9 protein-coding genes are annotated in these 12,520 nt (G+C 37.0%); 1 reads left to right on the forward strand and 8 read right to left on the reverse strand.

Features of this window, described 5'->3' with window-relative positions:
* Nucleotides 1-3 precede the first annotated feature (3 nt).
* The 8 genes from GVN22_RS13905 to GVN22_RS13940 form a co-directional block, all read right to left on the reverse strand.
* Complete coding sequence (locus tag GVN22_RS13905; RefSeq protein ID WP_166551610.1) at nucleotides 4-948, reverse strand: glycosyltransferase; 945 nt, start codon at nucleotides 946-948, stop codon at nucleotides 4-6.
* A gap of 256 nt (nucleotides 949-1,204) precedes the next feature.
* Nucleotides 1,205-2,284, reverse strand: a complete 1,080-nt coding sequence (locus GVN22_RS13910) for a Wzz/FepE/Etk N-terminal domain-containing protein (protein ID WP_166551611.1) — start codon at nucleotides 2,282-2,284, stop codon at nucleotides 1,205-1,207.
* Nucleotides 2,285-2,388: 104 nt separating this feature from the next.
* Complete coding sequence (locus GVN22_RS13915) at nucleotides 2,389-4,674, reverse strand: SLBB domain-containing protein (protein WP_205690897.1); 2,286 nt, start codon at nucleotides 4,672-4,674, stop codon at nucleotides 2,389-2,391.
* A 401-nt stretch (nucleotides 4,675-5,075) separates the two neighbouring features.
* A complete protein-coding gene (locus GVN22_RS13920; protein WP_166551613.1) occupies nucleotides 5,076-6,362 on the reverse strand; it encodes a sensor histidine kinase KdpD in 1,287 nt (428 codons plus the stop codon).
* Nucleotides 6,363-6,458: 96 nt separating this feature from the next.
* The gene (locus GVN22_RS13925) at nucleotides 6,459-7,562 is read right to left on the reverse strand and encodes an AAA family ATPase (protein ID WP_166551614.1); all 1,104 of its coding nucleotides are present in this window, start codon (nucleotides 7,560-7,562) and stop codon (nucleotides 6,459-6,461) included.
* Complete coding sequence (locus tag GVN22_RS13930; protein ID WP_166551615.1) at nucleotides 7,546-8,235, reverse strand: RNA ligase family protein; 690 nt, start codon at nucleotides 8,233-8,235, stop codon at nucleotides 7,546-7,548. The genes GVN22_RS13925 and GVN22_RS13930 overlap by 17 nt, the downstream gene beginning before the upstream one ends.
* A gap of 331 nt (nucleotides 8,236-8,566) precedes the next feature.
* Nucleotides 8,567-10,378, reverse strand: a complete 1,812-nt coding sequence (locus GVN22_RS13935; protein ID WP_166551616.1) for an alkaline phosphatase — start codon at nucleotides 10,376-10,378, stop codon at nucleotides 8,567-8,569.
* Nucleotides 10,379-10,400: 22 nt separating this feature from the next.
* On the reverse strand, nucleotides 10,401-11,297 hold the full coding sequence (locus GVN22_RS13940; protein ID WP_166551617.1) for a glycerophosphodiester phosphodiesterase family protein: 897 nt from the start codon (nucleotides 11,295-11,297) through the stop codon (nucleotides 10,401-10,403).
* Nucleotides 11,298-11,875: 578 nt separating this feature from the next.
* Between GVN22_RS13940 and GVN22_RS13945 the strand changes: the two genes are divergently transcribed.
* Nucleotides 11,876-12,385, forward strand: a complete 510-nt coding sequence (locus tag GVN22_RS13945) for an HPP family protein (RefSeq protein ID WP_166551618.1) — start codon at nucleotides 11,876-11,878, stop codon at nucleotides 12,383-12,385.
* The last annotated feature ends 135 nt before the right edge of the window (nucleotides 12,386-12,520 follow it).

A 12,520-nucleotide genomic window follows, 5' to 3' on the forward strand; every position in this document is an offset into this window, starting at 1 on the left:
AGACTAGTTTAGGTATTTGAAAAGATGATAAAGCCGTATTATGACTCTGAGAGCTATTTTCTGCTTGATTAAATAGGTGATAATCTTTTTCCAAATTGGGCTTGATAATAGATGAGCGAAACGTAGTGCCATCTCAAATTGCTGAGAAGTATAGGCTCTTAGACAATAGTTTAAAATTCGTTTGTCCAAAGCTTTGTGCTCTTTACGAGAATCAAGCTTAAACTGTGTAAGCAAACAAACTCGATATGCCGACTCCAACAAGCCTTTTTCTGCATCATTAAAACCTGAAGTAGCTGAATTAGGTACTTTTCGTACTTGCATGAGTACTTGTGGTAAATACGCATAATGACATATTCGAGATGACCTTAACCAGAAGTCCAAATCTTCATAAGCTAGTTGCTCGTTATATCCGCCTATTTGCAAAAGCAAACTTCTACGCATCATCATCGCAGGTGCAGGAATAAATGATTTTGCTAGAAGTTTTAGCCAGATATTCCCACTCGGAGGAGGTAAGTTTCCAAAGGCTTTACCTTTGCTTTTTCCCTGTGCATTAATCCATTCAATGTTCGAATATATGACGCCAATTTCGTCTGGTTGTTTTTCAAAAAACTGCACTTGTTGACTTACACAATGCGGTAGCAAAATATCATCAGCCGAAAGGTCTATGATATACTTCCCAGTAGCTTTAGCGAATGATTGATTAAAGGCTTTACAAATTCCTACGTTTTCAAGATGATAGGAAATTTGAAAATCGTGGATATTTTTTTGACAAAAGTCCTGTATACGACGAGCACTATCATCAGTACTTCCATTGTCGGACACAAAAACTTCGAGATGAGGATAGTCTTGAGACAATATAGAGTTTAGCGTTTGTTCAACAAACGTAGCTTGATTGTAACAGGTACAAATGATAGATACAAGGGGTAATTTATGAGGTATAGTATTCATGCGGTTCTCCAATTTTCAAATAAATAGCCATGGAGTTTTCGCAGTAGAGCAGGTCTGATAAGATATTATAGGTGTGTTATCTAATTATTGGGCCTTCGGCTTTCAGCCTTGAGCATTCGTTAAAAAGTTTTTGAGGAAGATTGAAATAGTACTATAATCATGACCTTTGGTAGTACTATTCTGATTATGAGCACATTCTCATAACCGATAATCTCAATATTAAAACATTATTCTGAAAAAGCCAAATATGAAGTGTCTAAGAAAACAAATTCGACACTTTAAAATGTCTGAAAACCAATACTAAACAAGCAATCATCCCTCCCAAAATCATAAAGGCAAGTACCATAATCGTGCGTTTAGGCTCACTTTTTTTAAGAGGCACTTGTGCTGGTTCGAGTACCTGAAAAACAGGTGTGTCATGTTGAACTTTTACTCTTGATTCTTCGAGTTTTTTACTTAATTCTGAAAATAAAGAAAAGGCTAGTTCTGACTCTTGTTGTAGTTTCTGTTCTTGCTGTCTGGCCGTATTCAAAAATAACCCTCTGTGACTATCCTGATAAGCAGAATAACGTTGCAGAGCAAGTTGGTATCGTTTCTGAGCTTCTTCAACTCTTTTTTCCAAGAAATCTACTTCTTTTTGTGTCTTTTCTAAACGATACTTTTTTACATATTGATTCAAATAGTCTTGAGCATATTTTACCACGATAGTAGCCACCAAAGGGTCTGGCATTTTAGCACTAATGCTTATTACACCTGATTTTTTATCTAAAGAAGCTATGATATTTTCTTTTAAATCTTTCAAAATAGATACTTCTTGCTTGTTCAATAATAGCGAACTTTCGGGTGTCTGTGAAGATGACACGCCCATAGTTTCTGAGGAGCTTTCTCCAAAAATCCGATAAGATAATTTTTGTTTACGAAGGCCATTGAGATACTCAAACAACGTCGTTTTTTCTTGCGTTTTTGCCACTAATACGGGCGTTTTGAATGTACTCAGTAAAAAAGGAGTACTTTGCAAAATAGGAGGATATAAATCGGGTCGAATAGCTTCGGTGCTATTCAAATTATCCAGATCAATTCCTGCTAGTCCTGCCAAGGACTTAAACTTATCAAGGCTCTCGATATTTTTGGTATCAATTTCTGGTAAAATTTTAACTTCAGAAGTATATAGGTTTGGCAACGAAATCGCATATAGTGCACCCAAGATTCCAAACGAAAGGCTCATCAACAAGATAAAACGCTTGCCCTGAACCAAACCCGAAATGAGGTCTTTGATTGATATGGTTATATGGTTTTTATTCGTGTCCAAATGAAGAAAAGAATGAATTCTATACATTAAGCTTTTGGCAATAAGCCGTAAGCAAAAAATATAGAAGTGTTTTTTGAATGAAATAATATAAACATTTAACCTACTGCTTATTGCCTAAAGCCTATCAGTTACTACTTAATCGCATTGGTGATACTAATAATCACATAAACCAAAGAGCTAATGCCGCTCATAATGGCGATACGTTCGCCCACGCTAAGTTTAGATTGCGTTTCTTTATCTTGTTCGGGTACAATTACTTCCGACCCCGGCAATACTTTAGGATATTTTCTGAAAAACAAAAAATGATTGGTTTTGTCAGACATCCCATTGGCATATTTTACATAAATACGATTTCGTTGTGCCAAAGGACTAAGCCCCCCAGCTTGCGATAAATACGTCTGTAAACTTTGCCCTTCTCGGTAAGCTACCGCAACTGGATTGAGCAAACCGCCCGTCAATTTGACAGTTTCTACTAGCCTTGGAATGGTAATTTTATCACCAGCCAACAAAAGCAAATTTTCGGACTGCTGTGGATTCGCCAAAATTAAAGATAAATCAATCGCCACTACTGAAGAATCTCGCTGAAAAACGGCACCTTGTGGATAAGCACCTTTTTTAAGACCACCTGCCAATTGAACCAAATCGCTAATACGTTGCGCTTTATCCTTAATGGTATAAGAACCGGGATAGGCTATTTCTCCATCGATATAAACTGACTTTTGTGCTTCGTAATTGGGAGCAGTTCGAATATAAACTTTATCAAAAGGCATCAACGACATAGAAGCTTCTTTGGATTCAAGACTTAAATTTTTATCTAAATCAAAAAATAGAATTTCTACGCTATGGTCGTTGCCTGCTGAGTATAGCTCTGTTTTGATTCTTCGTGATAATTCCACTTTCGAAGCACTTGCCCCTTCGGTAAATCCTTTGGCTTGTAAAATCAAATCGCCCAAAGTCATGCCATCGATATATTCATAAGTGCCCGCCTGATTGACTTCTCCTTCGATTTTTACCACACGTTTTTCTTGTAAATCATGTGTAGAATAAACGGTTAGAAAATCTTCACGCTTCAAAGGAATATCTGGATTCTGTCCACTCAAAATTTTCCCTAAATCAATATTAACTAATTCATATTGGTCATTACTTTTCAAACGACGCAGGCTTGCACGATTCATAAATGCCTCTGGTTTGAGTCCTTCGGCTATTTGGATCAATTCTTTTACGGTAGAAGTACCTTTTTCGATGGCATATTCACCCGGACGAAAGATAGCACCTGCTATTTTTACTCGATTTTCAAAACGCTCTAAAATCGTTCCGATGGTATATTTGTCGCCACTTTTAGGAATAAAGCTTGCCACTTCTTCCTGTGCAACATTGATAAGCTTTAATTCTTTTGCGGTATTACGTTTCAACTGAATCGAATACGTATAAGCTTTGTCTGTAAAACCTCCCGAAAAGCGTAAAACATCTTGAAGTGTTTCTGTTTTTTCTACTTCAAAAATCATCGGACGCTTCACTTCTCCTTGTAACTCAACTCTTGCTGTATAATCTCCTATTCGGATAATATCTTGATCTTGTAAACGCACATTATCTTTTTGGTCGGCACGAAGCAAGAAGTCATATAAGTCTAATATGCGATAAACCTTGTTGTTACGAATCAAACGGATATTTCGAAAAGAACCGTTTTCTGATGGTCCACCCGCCGCATACAAAGCATTGAATATCGTTGCCAATGACGAAACCGTGTAAGTGCCTGGTCGGCTAACTTCGCCTGTAAGTGTTACCTTAATACTTCGTACATTGCCCAAAGTCACTTGTGCCGATACGCCACTTCCTGCCACATTGAGCCCTTGGTATAACTGTCGCAAACGTGATACAATACGTTGAGAGGCATTTTCTACACTGAGTCCATTGACATAAATCGGGCTAAGATTCAATATTTTGACAGTTCCTTCTGGACTTACTTTCACATGAAAGTTATCTAGCGCAGCACCGTAAATATCCACAATAAGCTCGTCGTCGGGACCTAATTGATAATTTTGAGGCGTGGCAATACGTAGATTAGGTTCAAAACTTAATCCTTCTTTTGTAAAAAGAGATTTGCCAAAAATAGCAGAAGTAATCTTGGATGACTGAGGCTCAGAAAGTTGCCCTAATTGAGTTCTAGAAGTATTTTCAGGAGGAGTGACATTGGTCAAAACCTTATTTTGTTCGGTTCTTACTTTTTCTACTCGTTCTTTAATCCTAGCAATTTCGGCAGGGCTATATCCCTGTTGTTGCGCTACTTTTTCGATTTGACTAATAGACAAACCGCTAGTTTGCGCTTTTTGGATAAAGAGCTGAATTTGTTCGTCTGAGACCGTTTCTACAGATTTTTTTTGAGAAAAACCATTGATAGAAAGTGAAAAGCAGATCAAGATTATAGGTGTACAAAGCAACAAACTTCGGCGACTGATGGAAAAATAACCTCGCCAAAAAGCCGTAGCTATTGGTAGAAAAACTTGTAAGGTTCGCATTTACTACAAAATAACGGATATGAGGTTAACATATAGTTCTATCCTTACAAATGTAAAAATATCCCTTGAAATTCATAAAGTTTATGCCTGATTTTTATAGGATAATTTGGTAATTTGAAAATTTGAAGATAGTATTAATACCCGTATAGCAAGACGATTTACTCGCTTTAGCAGTAAAAAGGCGGTCGAAATTATTTTTCCGACCGCCTTTTACTTACTATATTTCATAATTATACCTCTTTAGACGCAATACATTGTGCCTCTACCTCAGAAATATATGATTAAAATAATCGATCAATTTACTAAATCTTCTTTACCTGCGGAAAGAACAAGCGAAACTCGCTGCCTTCTCCTAATTTACTTTTGAGTTCAACTTTTCCTTTGTGTCCTTCAACCATTTCTTTGACATAATACAATCCTAAGCCAAAGCCTTTCACATTGTGGACATCGCCTGTGTGTACTCTAAAAAATTTATTGAAGATGTATTTTTGATCACGCTCCGAAATACCTATTCCATTATCTCGAATACTAATCACTACATCATTTCCTTGATTATAAGTACTAATTTTTACTTTAGGAATAATCTCACAATACTTTAGCCCATTATCAATCAAGTTGTGGATAACATTGCTGATATGTAGTTTATCTGCTTTGATTAATGTTGAACTTGCTCGTAAATCAAGTAATAACTCGCCTTTTCTTTCTTTAAAAATCGGCTCACAGTTAATACTCAAATCTTCTAATAGCTCATGTACATCTATTTCTTCCAAATTGAGCTTATCTATTTTTTGGTCGATATTGGCTGTTTGAAGAACTGTATCTACATTCTTTTTAAGTCGTGAGGCTTCTTTTCTGATAATTGAAGCATAGCTGAGTAAGCGCTCGGGCGTATTCACAATTTCGGGCTTCATCAATACCTCAGACGAAATAGAAATAGTAGAAATAGGCGTTTTGAACTCATGGGTCATGTTATTGATAAAATCATTCTGAATTTCAGAAAGGCGTTTTTGTTTAAAAATCACCATAAGGGCATACACAAAGAAAGCCATTACCACCAAAAGAATGGTCGATGAAATAAACCAGTTATCTAAATCGCCTAATAAGAAGAATTTTTTATCAGGAAAATATACGCCAAAATAGTAATTATGGATATTGAGGTCAGGAAAACGATAGTGCGCTGTAGAGTCACTTCTATCACAATTTTCGGAATGACAAACAAATGATTTGTAATTGATTCTGTCGCTCAAACAATCATATATCCCATATTCAAAATTGAGACGAATATCGCTTCTGGCAAACTCCTGCTTCAAGAATTCTTCCAATACTTTTGCGTTGATAGTATCATTGGTCTGTACAGTGTAATAGTTCGAGGTTACACGCTCGACTGGCTGCAAAAGTTTATTATTGGGATTATGGTTAAAGTCAAGGATACGACGACTTACCACTCTTAAAGCGGAAGTCACACGCTGGTCAAAATCTCGGTCTTGGATATTGTAAGCCTGTTTAAACCAAAAATATTGGATTACAATAACGCCAGCCATTAGCAAGATTGACAGCGCAACAAATATGCGTAAGGTCTTTGAATTCATAGTTCAAAATTAACGTTTATCGCCTACAAGTTCGTATCCTTTAACATTTCATTAACAGCAGTGAATTTTTGCTAAAGGCTGAACAATATTGATTGTCTATTTACAGACGTATTTTACTTCGTGTGCTTCCCAAAGGTTAGGCACTTCCCACTTTTCAATCATACGGTGTATAATTTTTTCTGGAACGACTGCCTCACGTTTAGAATTCTGTTGTAATAAGGTTTTGTACGGAACTTCTAGATAGACTATTTCTACAAAAGCACGGTAGCTAACAAATAATGATATTAGCTGTTCGCGCATTTGCATAGTAATGTTTGTAGCGTTCCAAACAAAACTTTGGTGGCTTCTAAGATACTCCTTCGCCTGTTCTTTGGCAAGTTGAATCACCTTCCCATTTCCCTTCGTATCTGTTGGCGAAATTTTAAGTTTTCGTCGTAAATCATCCAAGCTTATTACGGGTAAATCTCCACAGTTTTTTTGAATCCAGTAATCTTTGCCTGTACCAGCTACACCTGACAAAAGAATCACTTTTACTTTTGATTCATCAAACAATAGGACATCAGGATAAAGAGATTCTTGACGAAAAAATTCGAATCTGCTATAATTTGAAGGAAATACTCGCTTAGTTCCCCAACATTGTTGTTCTTGACAGAGGAGTTTAAATAACTCTACTTTTTCCAAAAGTAGTTTTTGATCTTCACAAATACGACCTAACACATCAGCCTTTGCCAGCATCGCTAGTAGTTTGGTATTAACTTCCAAGCTGACCTTGATGAGCGTTTGCTCTGGTGAAGTTTTTTCAAAAATCCATAATGGTAAACCGTGATAGCGAACTAGTTTGGCTATTTGTTCTCGGTACTCGAATGGCATCGCAAAGTCTTGATAGAGAATTTGTCTTGCTGTTCGCTCACCTTTTTTAGCATGCCCAGGCGATGATATTCTCCCATGCTCATCGATGACAGTGGTCGAACGTTTTTCGATATCATGCATCAATGCTGCATACCATAAAATGTTCTGTTCAGTTTGTGTCAATTCTTTGTATTCTGGCAATGAAGTTAATGCCTCTAATACCATTTGGGTATGTATTGCCACATTGCCCTCTGCATGATGGATAGGGTCTTGTGGCACATTGTGCATCTGGAGCACCCAATCGTATCGAGTACTCCAATATTCCCATGTTTGATTATCTATAGTTAACATTTGCTTTTTTCCAATTTTTAGTCCAGTGCTCATCTGTTTTTACGTGACCTTTACGCACGTATTTGAACACATGATGTTGAAAGTTATCTACTTCAAAAGCCTCTATATTTCGAGTAACAATACCCTCACAAGTACATAAAAGCTGCGTTTGGCTATCTACAGAACCGAATTGACTTGGTTGTGCAGTCAAGGTCAATATTTCTTGCTCATAAAGCTGTTGTGTATAATTGTTGAGCAATACCCTTGCCAATACAGGTACGGTGGGTAAGTCCAAAACTCCTGCATAAAAGCATACCTCTTCCCAAGAGAGCCACTGATTATTTTCACGGATAGCAAACACAAAAAATGTGTCCTCCAAACGCTGATACTCTATTGAATGTATGGCATAAAGGTTTTCTCCAAAAATCTCTAAATCTCCTAAATCATGCTTCATTGACGCCCAACGGAGACGCAATTGTACTGTCCAAGGCGATTGAGTTGGAGTAGCGTGAGATCGTGCGAATACGCCATGACGAGAAATACAGTTATTCTCACCATCAAGTTTTTCGGTATGGATAACTTTAGAAATTCGTGATAAATCCTCCCAGTAGTTCTTGTTAATACGGTCATCAGAACTAGTACCAGGGGAAAAGGGGTAATGATAGGTACGGTTGTACTTACGTGAGATAGTCATGATATAAAAACTTTATATAAAACATAATACCAATAGTCCCTGCCCAATAAAGCAGAGAATGTATTGAATGTGTTTTATAAAAGCATTACATGACCGTAGGAGTTATAGAAGTGAATAATTTGTAAATCAGCTATTTAAAGCTTGCGCAAAAGTAATACTTATTTTTAAAATTTCTAAATCCCGTTTATGGGGTAATACTTTATTATCCTGTAATATGAAATAGCTGGGTTTTACTTTAATGCTAAACGCCGTAGCTGCTACAGAAAACTAGTTAAATTCTGTTGCAACTACGGCGTTGATAAAATGATTAGGTTAATTATACTCAAGGAGGTTACTTTCCTTTACCAAAGCACTGCAAGATTTTATTGAAAATGGTATTGTTTTCGTAAAAACCTTGGAATAACGTAGAGTTTGGTCCATACGAAAATACCATTACGGGAATGCCTGTATGGTCAGGTGTGGCAAAATTACCTTCTAATTGGCCTGTATTAAAATTACCATCATGAAGTGTCAAGCCACCTGTTTCGTGATCGGCGGTAACGATAATCGTTGTTTCACCATTTTTATCAGCAAAAGCCATGGCTTTACCAATTACTTTATCGAAATCAATCATTTCGTCTACCACAAATGGCAATTGATTGGCATGACCACCATGGTCGATTTGAGAACCCTCTACCATCAAGAAAAAGCCGTCTTTTGAGGTCGAAAGTTGTGCAATAGCTTTATCAAAAGCCTGTGACAAATACTCTCCACGTCCTTTCTGCTTGGGTTTCACCAATGAATCCTGAACCAACACAATGGCTTTGCTAGGGTTTGCGGGATTCAATTGAGATAAATCATTTAAGAACAAAGTCGCTGGATTTGCTTTTTTCTGTGCCTCGCTAATTAAAGTATTTCCACCGCCAATAGCCAATTTGATAGGACTTTTCAACAAATCTTTGATGATCTCACTGCTCCAACTGCGCTCAGGTTGATGCGCATAAAATCCTGCGGGAGTGGCTCCTGTAATTTCTTCCGCAACGACTACGCCCGATGGAATCTTATAACGATTCAGCACCTCTGGTAAGGTTGCAATGCTATCACCTTTGGTATCAACCGACAAATAGCGATTGTTTGTTTTTTGTCCTGTTGCCATCGCTGTAGCACCAGCAGCTGAGTCAGTATGGAAATTATCAACAGAATTGGTTTTTGACAAACCCACTTGTTTCATTCTAAAAACATTCAAATCACCTTTATTCCCTGTAAAACCTGCATACATCTGAGCAATACCCATTCCGTCACCAATCAACAAAATCACATTTTTTGATTTTTTCTGAATCCCATCCGATTTGAAGGTAGGATAATAAGCTTCATGTGTTGTTTTTACAAGCGAAAGATTGTTTGGCAATTTTTGAAGATATTCACTCAATTGTTCCAAATGGTCGGTACCAATCCAGTCCATTCCTAGTTTGATAAATGTGGTATAGGCTGTTCGATTGTCTGGTGCGCCCCAAAAACGTATTGTTTTGTGAGCAGAATGCCATTTAGTTACAAATGATTCCAAGCGCTTATATTCATTGGCAGGCAAACGTCCTAGACCATTCCATTTAGAAAAATCTCTAAATGAGGCACTAATCATCGGAACACGCCACTGCAAATCGGTAGGATAGGTTTCTTTATCTCTGCCATCAAAGTAAAAAATCTCATCAAATTGTGCCCATGTACTAGGAGCAGGACGCTCGCCACTTACCACGATTTGAATCGCATTGGGGTTGTTTTTTCTATCAAAATACTGACGATAAGGCTGCAACTGTTTTTGCAAAGCGGTCAATGTTGACAAGCCCTCTGTTTTTAAATCTATCAGCAATTGAAATGGTCTAACACCGTTGGGATTGATAGACGCTTCTCTTAAAATAGGTTCTAAATAAAGTTTGCGGAAAGTATGAGTAGGAAGAATATCTTTTGCTTCATGAGAAACAAAAATTTCATCTTTTTGTAAATAAACATCAGCTTCAATCGAGCCAAATCCTAAGCCAAAAGCTTGATAGAAAGGCTGTTGATGTTCATAATCATTATGCGAATGAGCATTTTTGAGCGTATAGGTTTGGGCAAAAACAACATTGCCTAAACAACATAAAATGCTAAAAAGAAGGAATTTTTTCATTGATTTTTATGAGAAATTGGGGTTATTGAATACTTTTTACACGGTCAGGATAATCCGTAATGAGTCCGTCGGTACCGAGTTCTTTCATTTTTTTCATATCCGAAATTTCATTGACTGTCCACGGCATCAATTTTACATTTTTGTCATGGCAGGCTTTTACTCTTTCTGGGGTAACTAGCTTAAAATAAGGGCTATAATAAACTGGCAAAAAACCTAAAGCGTCAAATGTTGCCTCTGGACTTAGTTCACCCGTAAGAGCTGATAATTGCACTGGCATATATTTGCCCGCATCAATTTGTTTTTTCCAGTGCTTCAAAACGGTAAAGTCAAAACTTTGAAGGATAATACGGTCGGCAGGAAGGAGTTTTTTTAAGTCTTTATGAACTAAATCGGAAAACTCTTCAACTGTCGCAGGCTGATAAATGCCATATTCTTTTTCGCCTGATTTAATTTCGACATTATACTTAACAGGGGGCAAACCATTCTTCTTGATATATGCCTCACAAGCTTTAATCATATCAACCAAAAGTGGCTTGTAAGTAGAAACCTTTTGCTGCTCAGGAAAGCCCGCATTACCACGAATCCCAGAATCATATTGCTTGATTTCTTTGTAAGTCATTTGATACAAATTCAGTGATTTTTCCTCTTGCTTACTCACAGGAGTCCCATCGGGTTTTGACATATATTGAGCCAGCATATAAGGCTCATGCGAAACCACTACTTTGTTATCTTTGGTGATACAAACATCCAATTCGAGTGTATTGACACCCAAATCGATTGCTTTCTTAAATGCTTCAATGGTATTTTCAGGCATCAATCCTCGTGCACCTCGATGACCTTCTATTTCAAAAGTTTGTGCCAACAAAGAGCTATTAAAAGAGGCAGACGCCAGTAATGCTGATAAAATAAACTTTTTCATAAAATTGGATGTTTTGTTTTTGGACAAATCGCTGATTATCAAACTATACAGAGTTGTTCAAAAGATACAAGCTTTTTTAACAATTCATATCCCTAACTTATGGCTTTTCGTTTATAAGAACCATTTGTTATCGATAAAAGAACCACAAAAGTAGGTTCTACTTTTTGCTTGAGTATTAATCCTATTTTATGGTTATGTTAAAGTAATTTGTAGGGCAAAATAAATTTTACCCGCAATAGGCATTAAGCTATATGCCATAAGCAAAAAGTTGTGCTTGCCTAATGCCTACGGCTTATAGCCTAGAGCGTATTAAGGCAATTTTATTTTGCATTAATACTTATTCTGGCATTTTTTCTAGATTTTTTTATCAAGAAAATAAAGTATCTCATCTTAAAATTCTACCATTAAAATCCTTTCAAAATAATTTGAATTTGTATTTTTTCCATCATCACTCTTTTAGGTTGATTACTAGGTAGTTAAATGCTTGTATTTTTCCGATTGCAAATGAAACCTTCTTGTGTAATTTTGTCTTAATATTATATGACTTAACCTATAGGCTAAGCATCTGAAACAAAACCATGAAACATTATTTATCGAAGTTTAAAACAAACGAGCGAAGCCCCGCTCGTCCTAAATGGACGCATGCCTTTAGTTCGGCCATTGGTGGCTTGATTGGTATTGCGAGTATTGGTCTAATAGCCGAGTGGACACAAACCCCTATGTTAATTGCTCCTTTTGGAGCTACTTGTATCTTGGCATTTGGTGTTCCAGATAGCCCTTTGGCTCAGCCAAGGAATATCATTGGAGGACATTTGATTGCTGGGATTGTGGGCTTATGTTGTCTGTATTGGGTAGGGGACAGTATTTTTTCTATGTCATTGGGCGTAGGGATTTCATTAGCTATCATGCAACTCACCAAAACGGTGCATCCGCCAGCAGGAGCTGACGTAATGGTCATTATTTTGACACATGCCTCATGGAGCTTCTTGTTTACTCCTTTGCTGACAGGCGCAATCGTATTGGTTTTGGTTGCATTGATGTTTAACAATGCTCACAAAACACGAAAGTACCCCAAATACTGGCGATAGGATTCAAATTTGAAAATTTGGGGATTTGAAGATTTGAAAATGGAGTTATAAATAGGAGTACTCTACCCTACTAAAAAATGGGACAAATTAGGTAAAAAGAAAGGGAAGCAAGAGTTTTGTAGTTACCAAGCTCCA

The sequence above is a fragment of the Cellulophaga sp. BC115SP genome (assembly GCF_009905545.1).
In the GTDB taxonomy this organism is placed as follows: Bacteria; Bacteroidota; Bacteroidia; order Cytophagales; family Spirosomataceae; genus Flectobacillus; species Flectobacillus rivi.

Coding starts and splice junctions, on each gene's coding strand:
- GVN22_RS13905 (WP_166551610.1), bottom strand. CDS start 948: ATGAATACTATACCTCATAAATTACCCCTTGTATCTATCATTTGTACC.
- GVN22_RS13910 (WP_166551611.1), bottom strand. CDS start 2,284: ATGTATAGAATTCATTCTTTTCTTCATTTGGACACGAATAAAAACCAT.
- GVN22_RS13920 (WP_166551613.1), bottom strand. CDS start 6,362: ATGAATTCAAAGACCTTACGCATATTTGTTGCGCTGTCAATCTTGCTA.
- GVN22_RS13925 (WP_166551614.1), bottom strand. CDS start 7,562: ATGTTAACTATAGATAATCAAACATGGGAATATTGGAGTACTCGATAC.
- GVN22_RS13930 (WP_166551615.1), bottom strand. CDS start 8,235: ATGACTATCTCACGTAAGTACAACCGTACCTATCATTACCCCTTTTCC.
- GVN22_RS13935 (WP_166551616.1), bottom strand. CDS start 10,378: ATGAAAAAATTCCTTCTTTTTAGCATTTTATGTTGTTTAGGCAATGTT.
- GVN22_RS13940 (WP_166551617.1), bottom strand. CDS start 11,297: ATGAAAAAGTTTATTTTATCAGCATTACTGGCGTCTGCCTCTTTTAAT.
- GVN22_RS13945 (WP_166551618.1), top strand. CDS start 11,876: ATGAAACATTATTTATCGAAGTTTAAAACAAACGAGCGAAGCCCCGCT.